Consider the following 17,875-nt stretch of genomic DNA (forward strand, 5'->3'; position numbering starts at 1 on the left):
GGCCGTAACTATAACGGTCCTAAGGTAGCGAAATTCCTTGTCGGGTAAGTTCCGACCCGCACGAAAGGTGTAACGATTTGGGCACTGTCTCAACCAGAGACTCGGTGAAATTATAGTACCTGTGAAGATGCAGGTTACCCGCGACAGGACGGAAAGACCCCGTGGAGCTTTACTGTAGCCTGATATTGAATTTTGGTACAGTTTGTACAGGATAGGCGGGAGCCATTGAAACCGGAGCGCTAGCTTCGGTGGAGGCGCTGGTGGGATACCGCCCTGACTGTATTGAAATTCTAACCTACGGGTCTTATCGACCCGGGAGACAGTGTCAGGTGGGCAGTTTGACTGGGGCGGTCGCCTCCTAAAGTGTAACGGAGGCGCCCAAAGGTTCCCTCAGAATGGTTGGAAATCATTCGTAGAGTGCAAAGGCATAAGGGAGCTTGACTGCGAGACCTACAAGTCGAGCAGGGACGAAAGTCGGGCTTAGTGATCCGGTGGTTCCGCATGGAAGGGCCATCGCTCAACGGATAAAAGCTACCCCGGGGATAACAGGCTTATCTCCCCCAAGAGTCCACATCGACGGGGAGGTTTGGCACCTCGATGTCGGCTCATCGCATCCTGGGGCTGTAGTCGGTCCCAAGGGTTGGGCTGTTCGCCCATTAAAGCGGTACGCGAGCTGGGTTCAGAACGTCGTGAGACAGTTCGGTCCCTATCCGTCGTGGGCGTAGGAAATTTGAGAGGAGCTGTCCTTAGTACGAGAGGACCGGGATGGACGCACCGCTGGTGTACCAGTTGTTCTGCCAAGGGCATAGCTGGGTAGCTATGTGCGGAAGGGATAAGTGCTGAAAGCATCTAAGCATGAAGCCCCCCTCAAGATGAGATTTCCCATAGCGTAAGCTAGTAAGATCCCTGAAAGATGATCAGGTTGATAGGTTCGAGGTGGAAGCATGGTGACATGTGGAGCTGACGAATACTAATAGATCGAGGACTTAACCATATAATATGTAGCAAATGTTATCTAGTTTTGAAGGAATATGCCTTCATAGTTTGGTGATGATGGCAGAGAGGTCACACCCGTTCCCATACCGAACACGGAAGTTAAGCTCTCTAGCGCCGATGGTAGTTGGGACCTTGTCCCTGTGAGAGTAGGACGTCGCCAAGCAACTAAAAACACAAGTCATTTGACTTGTGTTTTTTTGTATTGTTAAAAAGAACGGGAAAGAAGTAAGGGTGATACAAACACGTTGCCCAAGAGTTAATCATATTATATAAGAGATGGGTGTATATTTTTCTGTAAATTGTTAAGGATTAGAAGTATAAAATAGGTTCACTAAAATAGGGAGGGAAGGCTATGAAATTACAAAGTGAAGTTTGTATTGTTTGTGAGACAAAAAGAAAAGAAGGTATATATGTTTATAATAATTTAATATGCTATGAATGTGAAAAGGATATGGTGAATACAGAGACAGATGATCCGAAATATATACATTATTTAAAGCAGCTTCGAAAATTAGAAGTATCATATTTTTAAATAGGCATATGCCTATTATTTTTTTTGTTCTGTATAATAGATAGAGAATGAATAATAAGGAAGAGATGTAGATGAATCAAAATCGTATGCCTTTATATGAGGCGTTAATAGAGTTTAAAGAAAGAGGGCCGTTATCCTTTCATGTTCCAGGTCATAAGAATGGTTTAAACTTCCCTCAGGAGGCAATAAGAGAGTTTAAAGATATTCTATCTATTGATGTAACTGAGTTAGCAGGACTAGATGATTTGCATAGTCCGTTTGAATGTATAGATGAGGCACAACAATTATTGGCTGAAGTTTATAATACAAAGAGGAGCTATTTTTTAATTAATGGTTCAACAGTCGGGAACTTAGCAATGATTTTGTCTTGTTGTGGGGAACATGATATTGTTCTTGTACAAAGAAATTGCCATAAATCAATTATTAATGCTTTAAAACTTGCGGGAGCAAATCCCATTTTTTTAGATCCATGGATTGATGAAGCTTATAACGTACCGGTGGGAGTTCGTAACGAAATTATTAAGAAAGCAATTGAAAAGTATCCAAATGCGAAAGCACTCATTTTAACGCATCCTAATTATTATGGTATGGGTATGGATCTAGAGGCAAGCATCGCTTTTGCACATGCACATAAAATCCCTGTTTTGGTAGATGAGGCACATGGGGCACATCTGTGCTTGGGAGAACCATTCCCAAAGTCAGCATTAACATATGGTGCAGATATTGTAGTTCATTCTGCACATAAAACATTACCCGCAATGACAATGGGTTCCTATTTACATATAAATAGTCACTTAGTAGACGAAGAGAAGGTTACTACTTATTTAAGTATGCTACAATCTAGTAGTCCATCGTATCCAATTATGGCTTCCTTGGATATAGCACGCTTTACAATGGCGCGTATAAAAGAAGAAGGTCACAGTGAAATTGTTGAGTTTTTACGAAGATTTAAGGAACAATTACGTTCTATTCCCCAAATCGCCATTTTAGAATATCCGTTGCAAGATGAGTTAAAGGTCACCGTACAAACTCGTTGTCAGTTATCAGGGTACGAATTACAGTCTGTATTTGAAAAGGTCGGTATATATACAGAGATGGCTGATCCGTACAATGTCCTATTTATTTTACCCTTACAAGTAAATGAGGGATATATGAAGGTTATAGAGATGATCCGAGTAGCATTGCAACATTATGAGGTGAAAGACAAGAGGGAATCTATTCGTTATACTTATAAAGGTGAATTCTCTCTTTTACCGTATACGTATAAACAACTAGACGGATATGAAACAAAGATAGTATCTATAGAAGAGGCTGTTGGAATGATAGCGGCGGAAATGGTGATTCCGTATCCACCTGGAATTCCATTGATTATGTATGGAGAGAGAATTACTTCAGAGCATAAAGAGCAAATTATGTATTTAGAGAGAGCGGGAGCTCGTTTTCAAGGTAATACGAAATATATGAAAGTGTATGATATAGAAAGTAGGTTTTAGGATGAAGGGATTATTTGTAACAATTGAGGGTCCAGAAGGTTCAGGTAAAACAACGTTAATTAAAAGCTTATTACCATATTTTGAAAAAAAAGCACAAAAGGTAATGGCGACAAGGGAACCAGGCGGTATTGCAATTTCTGAGGACATTAGGACGATTTTACATAAACAAGAATATACGATGATGGAAGCACGTACAGAAGCGCTTCTTTATGCTGCTGCGCGCAGACAACATTTAGTAGAAAAAGTTATGCCAGCACTTAATGAGAACTACCTCGTGTTATGTGATCGTTTTATAGATAGCTCTTTAGCATACCAAGGCTATGCAAGAGGATTGGGTATGGATAAGGTATTTGAAATAAATCGTTTCGCAACAGAGGACTGTATGCCTAGTTTAACAATTTATCTAGACATTGAGCCTGAGGTTGGTTTGGCTCGGATTGAAAAAGATGCAGGACGTGAAGTAAATCGACTAGATATGGAAGATATCTCTTTCCATAAACGTGTGCGCGAAGGGTATTTACAAGTTGTAGAACGTTTCTCGGATCGTATTGTATTGGTAAATGCTGATCAGCCGATGGAAAAACTTATAGAAGAAGTTGTTCAGATTATAGAAGATAAATTGTTATAATAGAAGGAAAGAATGAAATAAGTGAGGTATGCATTATGACGAAGACGTGGGAGCAGCTTTCTGCTATACAACCCATCGGTGTAAAAATGTTGATGAATAGCATTGCAAAAGAGCGTATATCCCACGCTTACTTGTTAGAGGGAGGTAAAGGGACAGGAAAGTTTGCGACAGCAATTCAAATGGCAAAGAGTTTTCTCTGTTCTGAGCGGAATGGGGTAGAGCCCTGCCATGTATGTACAAACTGTAAGCGAATTGATTCAGGTAACCACCCTAACTTACATATTGTAAAACCAGACGGATTATCTATTAAAAAGCAGCAAATTCATGATTTACAAGAAGAGTTTTCAAAAACAGGATTAGAGGCAAATAAAAAATTATATATTATTGAGCACGCAGATCGTATGACAGCAAATGCGGCAAATACACTTTTGAAATTTTTAGAAGAACCAAGTAGTGATACAACTGCTATTTTACTTACTGAACAAAGTCATCAAATTTTAAATACGATTTTATCTCGTTGCCAAGTTGTTACGTTTAGACCGTTACCTACGGAATCTTTAATTAGAAGATTACAGGATGAAGGGATTACAGCATCTTTATCGACACTTGCTGCTCAACTTACAAATAGTTTTGATGAAGCTTTAGCTTTATGTAGTGATGAATGGTTTGCACAAGCACGAGCTTTAGTGATAAAATTATGTGAAGCGCTCGAAAAAGATAAAACCTCTATTTTTTTTGTACAAGAAAAATGGGGAAAACACTTTGGAGAGAAAGAACAATTACAGCAAGGTTTAGATATGTTACTCCTTATTTATAAGGATTTATTATATGTTCAACTTGGAGAAGAAGATCGTCTTGTTTTTCATGATCAGAAAGAGATGTTTGAATCGTTTTCCTATGCTCAGAAGCGCATTGTATCAGCTCTCTTTAATATATTAGAGGCAAAAAATAGAATCAACGCTAATGTAAATGCGCAGCTTGTGTTCGAACAGTTAGTGTTGCGGTTGCAGGAGGGATGACCGTTTTGTATGATGTAGTAGGTGTTCGCTTTAAGAAGGCCGGAAAGGTATATTACTTTGATCCAAACCAGTTCGATATCTCTGAAAATGAGTTTGTCATTGTAGAAACGGTAAGAGGTATTGAATACGGAAAAGTAGTTATTACCAAAAAACAAGTTGATGAAAACGACGTTGTATTACCGCTAAAAAAGGTTATTCGTATTGCAAATGAAAATGATCGTACCATTGTTGAAGAGAACAAACATGCTGCCAAAGAAGCATATCAAGTCTGTCAACAAAAGGTAGTAGAGCATAATCTTGATATGAAACTTGTAGATGTAGAGTATACATTCGATCGTAATAAGATTATTTTCTATTTTACTGCGGATGGTCGGATCGATTTCCGCGAACTAGTGAAGGACTTAGCCGCAATTTTTAGAACAAGAATTGAACTAAGACAAATTGGTGTTCGTGATGAAGCGAAGATGCTAGGTGGTATTGGTCCATGTGGTCGTATGCTTTGTTGTTCTACTTTTTTAGGGGATTTTGAACCTGTATCCATTAAAATGGCAAAGGATCAAAATTTATCATTAAATCCTGCAAAAATCTCTGGTTTATGTGGTCGCTTAATGTGTTGCTTAAAATATGAGAATGATGAATATGAGGCAGCAAAGGAACAACTTCCTGATTTAGATCAACGTATACAAACCCCGCATGGTACTGGCCGTGTTATCGGATTAAATATTTTAGAAAGATTAATTCAAGTGGAACTAGTAGACAAGGAACGGATAGTAGAATATACGTTAGATGAGTTAGTGAATAAAGGGGTCGTTTCGAGTCAAACCACAGATTAATGAGGTGGGTGCTTGTGGAGAAAAAAGATATTTTTGAATCGGTTTCTAGTATGGAAGAGCAAATTGGACATTTATATAAACAGTTGGGAGAGTTAAAACAGCATCTTGCAGAGTTGTTGGAAGAAAACCAGCATATAAAAATGGAAAATAACAATTTGCGACACCGTTTTGAAGAAGTGCAGAATAAAGAAAAACAAAAAACTCAAAAACGTAAAGAAGTGAAGCCGAAAACGGATATTGGTGAAGGCTATGACAATTTAGCGAGACTGTATCAAGAAGGTTTTCATATTTGCAATCTACATTATGGAAGTGTACGTAAAGAGGGAGATTGTTTATTCTGTCTGTCATTCTTAAATAAAAAGTGAAATTACCTTTCCAATTATAATTGGAAAGGTAATTTTTTATACATGAAATAGGGTAGGTTAAGGGTAAGAAAAGGAGCAGTATATGAATTTATATGAAGATGAACGTTTAGATTACTTATTAGCACAAGACATGAAGATTATACAAAGCCCATCAGTATTTAATTTTTCTTTAGATGCCGTTTTACTTGCAGATTTTGCATGGGTACCAATTCAAAAGGGGAATTTACTTGATTTGTGTACAGGTAACGCGGTTGTTCCCCTTCTATTAAGTACAAGAACAAAAGGAAATATTACTGGGGTGGAAATTCAAGAACGCTTATATGATATGGGAGTAAGAAGTGTTCAATACAATGGGTTGGAGGAAAGAATTCACCTCATACATGGAGATTTGAAAGATATGCCAGAGAAACTTGGGCGTCATCAATATGATGTTGTTACATGTAATCCACCATATTTTCAAACACCTCAAACTTCAGAGAAAAATATGAATGAACATTTAGCGATAGCTCGTCATGAAATTATGTGTACATTAGAAGATGTTGTATCTGTAAGTAGTCAGTTAGTAAAACAAGGTGGGAAAGTAGCGTTTGTACATCGTCCAGGGCGATTACTAGACATTGTCACATTAATGCGTAAATATAAAATTGAACCAAAGCGTGTGCAATTTGTTTATCCTAAGGTTGGAAAAGAAGCAAATACATTGTTAATTGAAGGAATTAAGGATGGAAATGCAGATTTGAAAATTTTACCGCCTCTCGTTGTATATGAGAACAATAACGAATATACAAAGGAGCTACGTTCGATTTTATATGGAGAAGAATAAGCACTTTTTTTATGTGGTAGAGTGCTCTGATGGAAGTTATTATGCTGGATATACAAACCATATAGAAAAGAGAATTCAGACTCATAATAGCGGCAAAGGGGCTAAGTATACACGCGTCAGGCTTCCTGTTGTTTTAAAATATGTAGAGACCCACGATGATAAGCGTACAGCTATGCAAGCGGAGTATTACTTTAAGCAATTAACGAGAAAACAAAAAGAGGCATATATGCAAAAAGGAGAACGCTATGTGGCAACAAAAAAGCTTTCAACAAAATGAAAAGGGAGTTTTATATTTAGTACCAACTCCTATTGGAAATCTAGAAGATATGACATTTCGTGCAATCCGAATTTTAAAAGAAGTTGATTTAATTGCTGCTGAAGATACGAGACAAACGAAAAAACTTTGTAATTATTTTGAAATTGAAACACCTGTTACGAGTTATCATGAGCACAATAAAGAAGTAAGTGGGAAGAAACTATTAGAGAAATTAGAGGATGGAAAGAATGTAGCACTTGTTAGCGACGCTGGTATGCCGTGTATTTCTGATCCAGGTTACGATATTGTCGTTGAGGCAGTAGCTGAGCAATATCATGTAATTCCGCTTCCTGGAGCAAATGCAGCCCTTACAGCATTAATTGCATCCGGTCTTGAAACAAAGCAGTTTTATTTCTATGGTTTCTTGCAGAGAAACAAAAAGGAACGAAAGATGGAGTTAGAAAAGCTTCGTTATGTACAAACTACAATGATGTTTTATGAAGCGCCTCATCGTTTAGACGATACTTTAATTTCGATGCAGGAAGTGTTGGGAAATAGAGAGATTGTATTATGTCGAGAGTTAACTAAAAAATTTGAGGAATTTATTCGAGGGACAATCGAAGAAGCAATTGAGTGGACGAAGCAAAATGAAGTGCGTGGTGAGTTTTGTATTTTAGTAGCTGGTTCAACAGAAGAACCTGCTCCAGAAGAACAATGGTGGGAATCTCTTTCGGTATATGATCATATTGAATATTATATAAATGAAAAAAGTATGAATTCAAAAGAAGCGATTAAAACAGTCGCTAAAGATCGAGATTTGTCGAAAAGAGATGTATATCAAATCTATCATGTCGATAAAAAATAAGCTTCTCATAATTGAGAAGCTTATTTTGCTGTTTCGATATAATCTTGAAGTTCGTTTAAGATTTGCTCAGCGCCTTCTTTGCTTAAGATGATTTTACCTTCAGCTAAAGAAAGGTTACCGTCAGATACTTCACCAGTTACTTGGCAAGTCATGTTTGGTTTATATTTCTTTAAGATGATTTTTTCGTCATCAACATAGATTTCAAGAGCGTCCTTTTCTGCAATACCTAAAGTACGGCGTAATTCGATTGGAATTACTACACGACCTAATTCATCAACTTTACGAACAATACCAGTAGATTTCATAATTTTTTTCCTCCTAAATAAATAGTTTATAAGTTTCGAGTCTATTTTTAGATTCGTCATTTTTCGACAAAATACCCTATGGACATATGATACCAATCATTTACATTTCCGTCAATTCTTAAATTCTATATTTTTTAAAAAGATTTATAGATTTCTTATTTCTTATATATAATAGATTGAGAGGAAATTCCACAATTATTTACATTATTTTCTGAAAAAATAATAAATTAAAAGTGGAGATTGTATATTTTTGTGAAATATGAGCAATAGATGATAAAGATATCGAGCATTAAGACCTAAATTTAAAATTAGGTTGGCGTAAAGAAGATAAGTTAGATTTGGGCTGCTCGTAAAAGCCCAATTAATGTGGGCTAATAATTAGTGGGGAGGAACAAAAACCCTACTGATTAAAGTTTCACTTTATATATGAGTTTTTGATATACTGTTTATAAATACATATGAGGTTATTCGGGAGGTCCAAAACAATGACAGAGGAAAATAAGTCCTTTTATATTACTACCCCAATTTATTATCCAAGTGGAAAATTACACATTGGACATGCTTATACGACAGTAGCAGGAGATGCGATGGCACGATATAAGCGTATGCAAGGTTATAATGTGCATTATTTAACAGGAACTGATGAGCATGGACAGAAGATCCAAAAGAAAGCAGAAGAGTTAAATATTACGCCACAGGCATATGTTGATAACATTGTTGCAGGAATTAAAGAGCTTTGGGAGAAGATGGATATTTCTTATGATGATTTTATTCGTACAACTGAAGATCGTCATAAAGATGTTGTCGAAAAAATCTTTAAGCAATTAGTAGATCAAGGTGACATTTATCTTGATGAATATGAAGGTTGGTATTCTGTACAAGATGAGACGTTCTATACAGAGCATCAATTAGTAGATCCAATTATGGAAGGCGACAAAGTAGTTGGAGGAAAAAGCCCAGATAGTGGTCATGATGTAGAACTTGTTCGTGAAGAATCTTATTTCTTTAGAATGGGTAAATATGTCGACAGACTATTAAAGTTCTATGAAGATAATCCACATTTCATTCAGCCGGAGTCTCGTAAAAATGAAATGATTAATAATTTTATTAAACCAGGATTAGAAGATTTAGCGGTTTCTCGTACTTCATTTGACTGGGGAGTTCGTGTTCCTGGTAACCCAAAACATGTTATTTACGTATGGGTTGACGCATTATCTAATTATATTACGGCGTTAGGTTATGGAACAGCAAATGAAGAGAAATATAAAAAATTCTGGCCTGCAGATGTGCATTTAGTTGGGAAAGAAATTGTTCGTTTCCATACAATTTATTGGCCGATAATTTTAATGGCATTAGATTTACCTCTTCCGAAGAAAGTCTTTGCTCATGGCTGGATTTTAATGAAGGATGGAAAGATGAGTAAGTCAAAAGGAAACGTAGTAGATCCAGTTACATTAATCGATCGTTACGGATTAGATGCATTACGTTATTACCTACTTCGTGAAGTTCCATTTGGATCTGATGGTGTATTCACACCAGAAGGATTTGTGGAGCGTATTAATTTCGACTTAGCAAATGACTTAGGTAATTTATTAAATCGTACAGTAGCTATGATTGATAAGTATTTTAACGGAGAAATCCCTGCATTTAAAGAAAATGTGACGGAATTTGATGAAACGTTAGTAGCGTTTGCACAAGATACTTTGAAAAAAGTAGAAGAAGCAATGGAGAATATGGAATTCTCTGTAGCGTTAGGATCTATTTGGCAACTAGTTAGTCGTACGAATAAATATATTGATGAAACACAACCATGGGTATTAGCAAAAGATGAGAATGATCGTGAAAAGTTAGCTTCTGTAATGGCTCATTTAGCAGAAGTACTTCGTCAAACAGGTATTATGCTTATGCCATTCTTAACAGTAGCACCAAGCAAGATGTTTGCTCAGCTTGGCCTTACTGATGAAGCTCATAAATCTTGGGAAAGTCTATCTACAATTGGCTGCATTCCAGCTGGAACAAAAGTAGAAAAAGGAAACCCAATTTTCCCTCGTTTAGAAATGGAAGTGGAAGTAGAGTACATTAAAGAACAAATGAAAAGCTCTGCTCCTAAAGTAGAAGAGAAAAAAGAAGAAGAACCGAAGGCAGAAGAAATTACAATTGATGATTTCTTTAAAGTAGAATTACGCGTAGCTGAAGTACTATCTGCTGAACCTGTGAAAAAAGCAGACAAGTTGTTAAAAATTCAACTAGACTTAGGCACAGAAAAGCGTCAAGTTGTTTCTGGAATTGCAAAATTCTATTCGCCGGAAGACTTAAAAGGTAAAAAGGTTATTTGTGTAACAAACTTAAAACCTGTAAAATTACGCGGTGAATTATCGCAAGGTATGATTTTAGCGGGTGAAGAGAATGGCGTATTGTCATTAGCATCAATTGACCAAAATCTACCAAATGGTACAAAAATCAAGTAATTAAGACAAGAAAAGAGATGTTTCACGTGTAACATGTGTGAAGCGTCTTTTTTCTTTTTACACTCTCTATTTTTGCATTAAGATTGTAGTATTGTTATCGTTAAGTTATTAAAGAACTTATTTTTGTAGAATAAACTTGATTTCAATATAAAAGGAGTTATGTATTATGTTGTTTGATACACATTCACATTTGAATGCAGAGCAATTCGAAGAAGATTTGCAAGAGGTTATTGCCCGAATGAAAGAAGCGGGAGTTACTTATACAGTTGTTGTTGGTTTTGATGAAGTAACGATAAAAAAGGCGATGGAATTAGCTGAAGCCTATGATTTTATTTACGCTGCGGTTGGCTGGCATCCAGTTGATGCAATCGACATGACAGAAGAACATTTAGCTTGGTTAGAAGAACTTGCTTCTCATCCTAAAGTCGTTGCACTTGGAGAAATGGGCTTAGATTATCACTGGGATAAGTCTCCAAAAGAAATACAGAAAGAAGTATTTCGTAAACAAATTGCATTAGCGAAAAAAGTAAATTTGCCGATTATTATACATAACCGCGATGCAACTCAAGATATTGTCGATATTCTAGAAGAAGAGAATGCAGCTGAAGTAGGAGGCATTATGCATTGCTTTAGCGGTAGCGTAGAAGTAGCAGAGCGATGTGTTGATATGAACTTTTTAATTTCGTTAGGTGGACCAGTTACATTTAAAAACGCTAAGAAACCGAAAGAAGTTGCTACGGAGATTCCATTAGAGAAATTGTTAATAGAGACGGATTGTCCCTATTTAACGCCGCATCCATTTCGCGGGAAACGAAATGAACCGAGTTATGTAAAACTCGTAGCAGAAGAAATTGCGAATTTAAAAGGAATTTCTTATGAGGAAGTAGCAGAAATGACAACTAAAAATGCAAAAGTTTTATTTGGTGTTGAATAAAAAGAACGGGGGAAACCTGTTCTTTTTTATTTTGAGAAAAACTAGTAGAAGTAATCAAGAAAATAAATGTGAATGATGAAGTGTTACAATAAGGACAGAGAACAAAGATTTTTCTATTCTATTTTTTAAAATATAAGAATGGGGAAAATAATAATGGAAAAGTCGTCATTTTTTTGTTTTACTAAGTAGAGACGAAATGAGTGTGGAGGCAAGCATGAAAATAAAAGAGATTATCGTTGTAGAAGGTAAAGATGATACAGTTGCGATTAAGCGTGCTGTTGATGCGGATACAATTGAAACGAACGGTTCAGCAATCGGTGATCATGTTATTGAGCAAGTTAAATTAGCGCAGCAAAAAAGGGGCGTTATTATTTTCACAGATCCGGATTATCCTGGAGAGCGTATTCGAAAAATTATTTCTGACAAGGTTCCTGGCTGTAAGCATGCTTTTTTACCGAAGGAAGAAGCGCTTGCTAAAAGGAAAAAGGGTGTTGGGATTGAACATGCTTCTAATGAGTCGATTCGCCGTGCTCTAGAGAATATACATGAAGAAATGGAAGCTTACACAAGTGAAATTAGTTGGAGTGATTTAGTCGATGCAGGCTTAGTGGGCGGAGAAATGGCAAAGAGCCGCAGAGAAAGAATGGGTAAGCTATTAAAGATTGGTTATACAAATGCAAAACAGTTACATAAACGATTACAGATGTTTCAAGTTTCAAAGGAATCATTTGCAGAAGCTTATAAGCAAGTAATACAGGAGGAAAAAAAATGAAGGATATCGCAACGCCAAATCGTACAAAAGACATTGTTGAAAAGTATGGATTTTCATTCAAAAAAAGTTTAGGACAAAACTTTTTAATTGATACAAATGTATTAAATCGTATTGTCGATCATGCAGAAATTGGTTCAGAAAGTGGTGCAATTGAAATTGGACCAGGTATTGGTGCATTAACAGAGCAATTAGCGAAGCGTGCTAAAAAAGTAGTGGCTTTTGAAATTGATCAAAGACTATTACCAATTTTAGATGAGACGTTAGCGCCATATGGTAATGTTACAGTTATTAATAAAGACGTACTAAAAGCAGATGTACATGAAGTATTTAATGAGCAATTTGAAGAAGGGCAAGATGTAATGGTAGTAGCTAACTTACCGTACTATATTACAACGCCAATTTTATTTAAATTGCTTGAAGAAAAGTTACCAGTTCGTGGATTTGTTGTTATGATGCAAAAAGAAGTTGGAGATCGTTTAGCTGCTAAACCTGGAACGAAAGAGTATGGTTCTTTATCGATTGCCATTCAGTACTATACAGAGGTTGAAACAGTTATGACTGTACCGCGTACAGTGTTTGTACCACAGCCAAACGTTGATTCTGCAATTATCCGCCTTCTAAAGCGTCCTAAACCGGTTGTAGAGGTGACAGATGAAACGTTTTTCTTTGAAGTAGTACGAGCAAGTTTCGCACAGCGCCGTAAAACTTTAATGAATAATTTATCAAATAATTTAAATGGTTTCCCGAAAGATAAGGAGTTATTGGATCGAATTTTAACAGAAGTAGGAATTGATCCAAAGCGAAGAGGCGAAACGCTATCTATTGAAGAGTTTGCAACATTAAGTAATGCATTAGTTCTTCATAAATTATCATAAGAATATGAAAGGGACAGTTCAAGTTGAACTGTCCCTTTTGTCACCTTTCTCTCTCTAAATTCATACTTTAAAAACAGGTAAGATGGCCTAATGAGTTTGGAGGTAGGAGAATGGTTTTACATGTTGGAGAATTAGTGGAACGATATTCTCATAAGAGGGATATTCTTTTTCGTATTATAGAAATAAAAGGCGAGGTAGCTATATTGTTTGGAGAGGAAATTAGACTGGTGGCGGATGCGCCACTTGAAGATTTAATTAGTATAGATCAAAGAGAACATAAAAAAAGGGTGAAGCGTGAGAAAGAAACAATGGAGCGCACGTATCGTTTGTTTCAACAAGATTATGTACTGATGAAACAAAGGCATGAACATACTTCAACTGGTGGATACACAAGTGAGGTAAATTATTTTCAAATGCCGGGACGTGTATTGCATATAGATGGAGACCCTTTATATTTGCGCAAGTGCTTAGATTTATATAATAAAATTGGCGTTCCTGTTCAAGGTATTCATTGTAAAGAAACGGAGATGCATGAAAAAGTAGTAGACTTAATAGATCACTTTCGCCCAGACATTCTCGTTATTACAGGGCATGATGCATATACAAAATCAAAAGGAGTGAAGGGAGATTTAGCGGCATATAGGCATTCAAGGCATTTTGTACAGGCTGTTCGTGAAGTGCGAAAAAAATATCCATCATTGGATCAACTTGTTATTTTTGCTGGGGCATGTCAATCACATTTTGAGGCACTAATTCGTGCAGGGGCCAATTTCGCTAGTTCACCATCTAGAATTAATATTCATGCACTAGATCCTGTATATGTAGTTGGTAAAATTAGTTTTACTTCATTTATGGAGAGAGTCAATGTATGGGATGTCGTACGTAATACAATTACTGGTGAAAAGGGACTAGGTGGAATTGAAACGAGAGGGATTTTACGAACGGGATTACCTTTTCAACATTACGAAGAGTAAGCAGGGTACATATGTATCTTGCTTTTTTGTATGGAAGGATTTAAATGAATTTGGATAAAAAGAGGTAAGAACGTAAAGACTACGTAATGATACTTTTACAATATAGTATTTCTTCTATCTATTCAAACGCAGGATGATATTAGCTGTGAATCGCGGTTAATAATTAGGATAGATATTATCGTGCTTTAAGTGTTCAATCTAAATTACAGCGAGGTGTAGCGAAGTATATGTCAAAACGTTTAGATGAAATTAAAAGCGAATTAGATCACCATCTTGGACAGCGACTTATGTTAAAAGCAAATAGTGGAAGAAGAAAAACTGTGGAGCAATCAGGTGTACTAGCAGAAACATACCGTTCCGTTTTTGTTGTACAATTGGATCAACAAGAAGATGCGTTGCAACGTGTATCTTATAGTTATGCAGATGTTTTAACAGAGACAGTAGAGTTAACATTTTATGGAGACCCTCATAATGAGGTCATTTTATAATCCATATATCATTACATATATTCCCATAAATGAAAAGCTATATTATTTTGCATACTAACTATACCGTAGCAAAATAAGGAGGGACTCTGCATTGAGTAGACGAAGAGGTGTCATGTCAAACCAATTTAAAGAAGAGCTAGCAAAAGAGCTTGGCTTTTATGATGTTGTTCAGAAAGAAGGATGGGGCGGAATTCGTGCGAAAGATGCTGGTAACATGGTGAAACGTGCTATAGAAATTGCAGAACAGCAATTAATGAAACGAAACCAGTAGTTGTAAGATACTTTCTATGCTACGGTAGCCGAGGAGACATTCCTCGGCTTTTTGTACTCTAAAAGGTGCCATCATTTTACATAAGTAGTTTCATTCTGAATGCTTTTCGTTATAATTAGGGAAGTGTCATCGTCTTACTATAAATTTATGGTAAAATAAACGATAAAAGATTGAGTACATAGAGTGGGTGAATAGATTGAAGCTACTAGTGAAAGCACCAGCAAAGATTAATCTGTCGTTAGATGTACTGGGAAAAAGACAAGACGGATATCATGAAGTGAAAATGATTATGACAACCATTGATTTAGCAGATCGTCTAGAACTAACGGAATTAGCAGAAGACCGTATTGAAATTTTATCCCATAATCGGTATGTCCCAGACGACCAACGAAATTTAGCTTATCAGGCAGCGAAATTATTAAAAGAGAAGTTTAATGTAAAAAAAGGTGTATCTATTACTATTGAAAAAACGATTCCAGTAGCAGCTGGATTAGCAGGTGGAAGTAGTGATGCAGCAGCGACATTACGTGGTCTTAATAAATTATGGAATTTAGGGCTTACAATTGATGAGTTAGCAGAGCTTGGTGCAGAAATTGGATCAGATGTATCGTTCTGTGTATACGGAGGCACAGCAATTGCCACTGGAAGAGGAGAGAAAATTGAACATATAAAGACTCCGCCTTCTTGTTGGGTTATTTTAGCGAAACCACATATAGGTGTATCTACTGCTGATGTGTATGGAAATTTAAAGTTAAATCGAGTTACACATCCAAATGTAGATAAAATGGTTGATGTCATAAATTCTGGTGATTATAAAGGAATTTGTGATACTGTTGGTAACGTTTTAGAAGATGTAACATTTGGAATGCATCCTGAAGTTGCCCGTATTAAATCACAGATGAAGCGATTTGGAGCGGATGCTGTATTAATGAGTGGAAGTGGTCCAACTGTATTTGGACTTGTACACCATGATTCACGAATGCATCGCATTTATAACGGATTAAAAGGATTTTGTGAACAAGTCTATGCGGTACGTTTATTAGGAGAGCGAGAAACGCTTGAATAAAGACGTATAATACGTTATGATTTGTTTAGAATATTCGTGATTTGAGGTGAGAGTATGAAAATTAGAAGAAGTACAAGATTAGTCGATATGACTTATTACTTGCTACAAAACCCTCGTCAGCTAGTATCTCTCACTTTTTTTGCTGAAAGGTATCAATCGGCTAAGTCTTCCATTAGTGAAGATTTAGTTATTATTAAGCAAACGTTTGAACAACAAGGGGTCGGCACATTGCAAACGATACCAGGAGCAGCAGGAGGAGTGAAATATATACCGTATATAAGTGAAGAAGAGGCAGATCTAATTATTGATGAGCTTTGTGGCTTATTTGAAAACCCAGATCGTATTTTGCCTGGCGGTTACTTATACATGACAGATTTATTGAGTAATCCTCGCCATATTAATGGCGCAGGTCGTTTGTTTGCTTCTGTTTTTGCTAGGCAACCAATTGATGCAGTTATGACGGTGGCAACGAAGGGGATTCCACTTGCTTATGCAGTGGCAAATTACTTAGATGTACCAGTTGTAATTGCAAGGAAAGATAATAAGGTAACAGAAGGTCCGACTGTTAGTATTAACTATGTGTCGGGTTCTTCTAAACGAATTCAAACAATGACGTTAGCAAAACGCAGTCTTCCAGAAGGGTCGAATGTTTTAATTATTGATGACTTCATGAAAGCTGGCGGAACAATTCAAGGTATGATGAGTATGCTAGAAGAATTCAAGGCTAATGTTGTTGGTATCGGTGTATTAGTAGAATCTACAGATATTGAAGAACGACTAATTAATAATTTTGTATCATTAATTCGTCTATCGGAAGTTGATGTGAAAGAAAAAACGATTCAAGTGGAAAAAGGGAATTATTCTCTTGCACCATTTGATGAAGGGCTTGTAGAGGCGGAATAAAAGATAGAGCAGATAGCTCTATCTTTTTTATTTTATTTATAGATTATAAAATAGATGGACAAACTGCCTTTCGTACACTATTTTTAAAGAGTAAAATAAATAATAAAAGGGTGAAAAGTATGAAAGTTGTTCAAACAAGCAAGGCACCACAAGCAATTGGACCTTATTCACAGGGGATTATTGTAAATAACATGTTCTATAGCTCAGGACAAATTCCATTGATGGCAAATGGGGAGCTTGTAACAGGAGATGTAACAGTACAAACAGAACAAGTATTTCAAAATTTACAAGCGGTATTAGAGGAAGCAGGTGCTTCATTTGATACAGTCGTAAAAACAACAGTATTTTTAAAGGACATGGATGATTTTAATGCTGTGAATGAAGTGTATAGCTCTTATTTCTCTACTCATAAACCAGCTCGATCTTGTGTGCAAGTAGCAAAATTACCGAAAGATGTTTCCGTTGAAATTGAAGTAATCGCCCTAGTTAAGTAACCTTTTGTAAGCGATAACCTCCACTAATCTCTATATTCAACTACTTTAAAAATTTTTATCTTAAAAATTTTTAAAAAATTAAAGGGAAAATAGAAAATTTGTGGAATTTATACAAATATATCGCTTATTTAGAAAAGGGTGGTGAACACAAGATGGAAGTGACTGACGTAAGATTACGCCGCGTAAACACAGAAGGCCGCATGAGAGCAATTGCCTCTATTACTCTAGACCATGAATTTGTTGTTCATGATATTCGTGTAATTGATGGTAATAATGGATTATTTGTAGCAATGCCAAGTAAACGTACTCCAGATGGAGAGTTCCGTGACATTGCACATCCAATTAATTCTGGTACACGCTCTAAAATTCAAGATGCGGTTTTAACAGAGTATCATCGTTTAGGCGAGTTAGAAGAGGTTGAGTTTGAAGAAGCAGGTGCTTCGTAAAATTCGAATGAAAAGGGCTTTTGACAAAAAGCCTTATAATTTTGTAGCAAACTCCTGTAAGCATTTACA

At 36.4% G+C, this 17,875-nt stretch carries 21 protein-coding genes and 2 rRNA genes (1 of these 23 only partly in view); 22 read left to right on the plus strand and 1 reads right to left on the minus strand.

Annotated elements, in window-relative coordinates:
* From BHV55_RS00165 to rsmI, 11 genes are all read left to right on the plus strand, one after another.
* Window positions 1-994: ribosomal RNA gene (locus BHV55_RS00165) — 23S ribosomal RNA — on the plus strand; it begins 1,928 nt to the left of the window's first position.
* A gap of 49 nt (window positions 995-1,043) precedes the next feature.
* Window positions 1,044-1,159 (plus strand): 5S ribosomal RNA (rrf, locus tag BHV55_RS00170).
* 189 nt (window positions 1,160-1,348) lie between these two features.
* Window positions 1,349-1,528 carry a sigma factor G inhibitor Gin gene (locus BHV55_RS00175; protein ID WP_000776279.1) on the plus strand — a complete coding sequence of 60 codons (180 nt, stop codon included), beginning with the start codon at window positions 1,349-1,351 and terminating at the stop codon, window positions 1,526-1,528.
* 71 nt (window positions 1,529-1,599) lie between these two features.
* A complete protein-coding gene (locus tag BHV55_RS00180) occupies window positions 1,600-3,021 on the plus strand; it encodes an aminotransferase class I/II-fold pyridoxal phosphate-dependent enzyme (protein WP_001075296.1) in 1,422 nt (473 codons plus the stop codon).
* 1 nt (window position 3,022) lies between these two features.
* Window positions 3,023-3,649: a dTMP kinase gene (gene tmk, locus BHV55_RS00185; protein WP_000677214.1), complete on the plus strand. Its 627-nt coding sequence runs from the start codon at window positions 3,023-3,025 to the stop codon at window positions 3,647-3,649.
* Window positions 3,650-3,684: 35 nt separating this feature from the next.
* Window positions 3,685-4,668, plus strand: coding sequence for a DNA polymerase III subunit delta' (gene holB, locus BHV55_RS00190; protein WP_000169563.1), 984 nt, complete (start codon window positions 3,685-3,687; stop codon window positions 4,666-4,668).
* Window positions 4,669-4,673: 5 nt separating this feature from the next.
* Window positions 4,674-5,501, plus strand: coding sequence for a PSP1 domain-containing protein (locus BHV55_RS00195; protein ID WP_000272429.1), 828 nt, complete (start codon window positions 4,674-4,676; stop codon window positions 5,499-5,501).
* Between the two features lie 14 nt (window positions 5,502-5,515).
* Complete coding sequence (yabA, locus tag BHV55_RS00200) at window positions 5,516-5,866, plus strand: DNA replication initiation control protein YabA (RefSeq protein WP_000412063.1); 351 nt, start codon at window positions 5,516-5,518, stop codon at window positions 5,864-5,866.
* An 82-nt stretch (window positions 5,867-5,948) separates the two neighbouring features.
* On the plus strand, window positions 5,949-6,689 hold the full coding sequence (locus tag BHV55_RS00205) for a tRNA1(Val) (adenine(37)-N6)-methyltransferase (protein WP_001055367.1): 741 nt from the start codon (window positions 5,949-5,951) through the stop codon (window positions 6,687-6,689).
* Complete coding sequence (locus tag BHV55_RS00210) at window positions 6,676-6,966, plus strand: GIY-YIG nuclease family protein (protein WP_000414350.1); 291 nt, start codon at window positions 6,676-6,678, stop codon at window positions 6,964-6,966. The genes BHV55_RS00205 and BHV55_RS00210 overlap by 14 nt, the downstream gene beginning before the upstream one ends.
* A complete protein-coding gene (gene rsmI / locus BHV55_RS00215) occupies window positions 6,935-7,810 on the plus strand; it encodes a 16S rRNA (cytidine(1402)-2'-O)-methyltransferase (protein ID WP_000267821.1) in 876 nt (291 codons plus the stop codon). Before BHV55_RS00210 ends, rsmI begins: the two co-directional genes overlap by 32 nt.
* Window positions 7,811-7,830: 20 nt before the next feature.
* On the opposite strand, the gene BHV55_RS00220 is transcribed toward rsmI, so the two are convergent.
* The gene (locus tag BHV55_RS00220) at window positions 7,831-8,115 is read right to left on the minus strand and encodes a transition state genes transcriptional regulator AbrB (protein ID WP_000843036.1); all 285 of its coding nucleotides are present in this window, start codon (window positions 8,113-8,115) and stop codon (window positions 7,831-7,833) included.
* 485 nt (window positions 8,116-8,600) lie between these two features.
* Between BHV55_RS00220 and metG the strand changes: the two genes are divergently transcribed.
* From metG to spoVG, 11 genes are all read left to right on the plus strand, one after another.
* Window positions 8,601-10,583, plus strand: a complete 1,983-nt coding sequence (gene metG / locus BHV55_RS00225; protein WP_000134135.1) for a methionine--tRNA ligase — start codon at window positions 8,601-8,603, stop codon at window positions 10,581-10,583.
* 166 nt (window positions 10,584-10,749) lie between these two features.
* The gene (locus tag BHV55_RS00230; RefSeq protein WP_000895843.1) at window positions 10,750-11,517 is read left to right on the plus strand and encodes a TatD family hydrolase; all 768 of its coding nucleotides are present in this window, start codon (window positions 10,750-10,752) and stop codon (window positions 11,515-11,517) included.
* Between the two features lie 214 nt (window positions 11,518-11,731).
* A complete protein-coding gene (gene rnmV / locus BHV55_RS00235; protein ID WP_000692835.1) occupies window positions 11,732-12,289 on the plus strand; it encodes a ribonuclease M5 in 558 nt (185 codons plus the stop codon).
* Entirely contained in the window at window positions 12,286-13,164 is an 879-nt protein-coding gene (gene rsmA, locus BHV55_RS00240; protein WP_000651548.1) for a 16S rRNA (adenine(1518)-N(6)/adenine(1519)-N(6))-dimethyltransferase RsmA, read from the plus strand. The genes rnmV and rsmA overlap by 4 nt, the downstream gene beginning before the upstream one ends.
* A gap of 110 nt (window positions 13,165-13,274) precedes the next feature.
* A complete protein-coding gene (yabG, locus tag BHV55_RS00245; RefSeq protein WP_070757063.1) occupies window positions 13,275-14,138 on the plus strand; it encodes a sporulation peptidase YabG in 864 nt (287 codons plus the stop codon).
* A 227-nt stretch (window positions 14,139-14,365) separates the two neighbouring features.
* Window positions 14,366-14,626 carry a biofilm formation stimulator Veg gene (veg, locus tag BHV55_RS00250; protein ID WP_000044347.1) on the plus strand — a complete coding sequence of 87 codons (261 nt, stop codon included), beginning with the start codon at window positions 14,366-14,368 and terminating at the stop codon, window positions 14,624-14,626.
* A gap of 91 nt (window positions 14,627-14,717) precedes the next feature.
* Window positions 14,718-14,897 (plus strand): acid-soluble spore protein SspF, encoded by a 180-nt coding sequence (gene sspF / locus BHV55_RS00255; RefSeq protein ID WP_002094215.1) that lies wholly within the window; start codon window positions 14,718-14,720, stop codon window positions 14,895-14,897.
* A 196-nt stretch (window positions 14,898-15,093) separates the two neighbouring features.
* Entirely contained in the window at window positions 15,094-15,963 is an 870-nt protein-coding gene (ispE, locus tag BHV55_RS00260) for a 4-(cytidine 5'-diphospho)-2-C-methyl-D-erythritol kinase (protein ID WP_000772104.1), read from the plus strand.
* Between the two features lie 54 nt (window positions 15,964-16,017).
* Window positions 16,018-16,866, plus strand: coding sequence for a pur operon repressor (gene purR / locus BHV55_RS00265; RefSeq protein ID WP_000702466.1), 849 nt, complete (start codon window positions 16,018-16,020; stop codon window positions 16,864-16,866).
* A 119-nt stretch (window positions 16,867-16,985) separates the two neighbouring features.
* The gene (locus tag BHV55_RS00270) at window positions 16,986-17,360 is read left to right on the plus strand and encodes a RidA family protein (RefSeq protein ID WP_000869811.1); all 375 of its coding nucleotides are present in this window, start codon (window positions 16,986-16,988) and stop codon (window positions 17,358-17,360) included.
* 152 nt (window positions 17,361-17,512) lie between these two features.
* A complete protein-coding gene (gene spoVG / locus BHV55_RS00275; protein WP_000454041.1) occupies window positions 17,513-17,806 on the plus strand; it encodes a septation regulator SpoVG in 294 nt (97 codons plus the stop codon).
* Window positions 17,807-17,875 lie beyond the last annotated feature (69 nt).

The sequence above is a fragment of the Bacillus sp. RZ2MS9 genome (assembly GCF_001816185.2).
Classification (GTDB): Bacteria; Bacillota; Bacilli; order Bacillales; family Bacillaceae_G; genus Bacillus_A; species Bacillus_A cereus.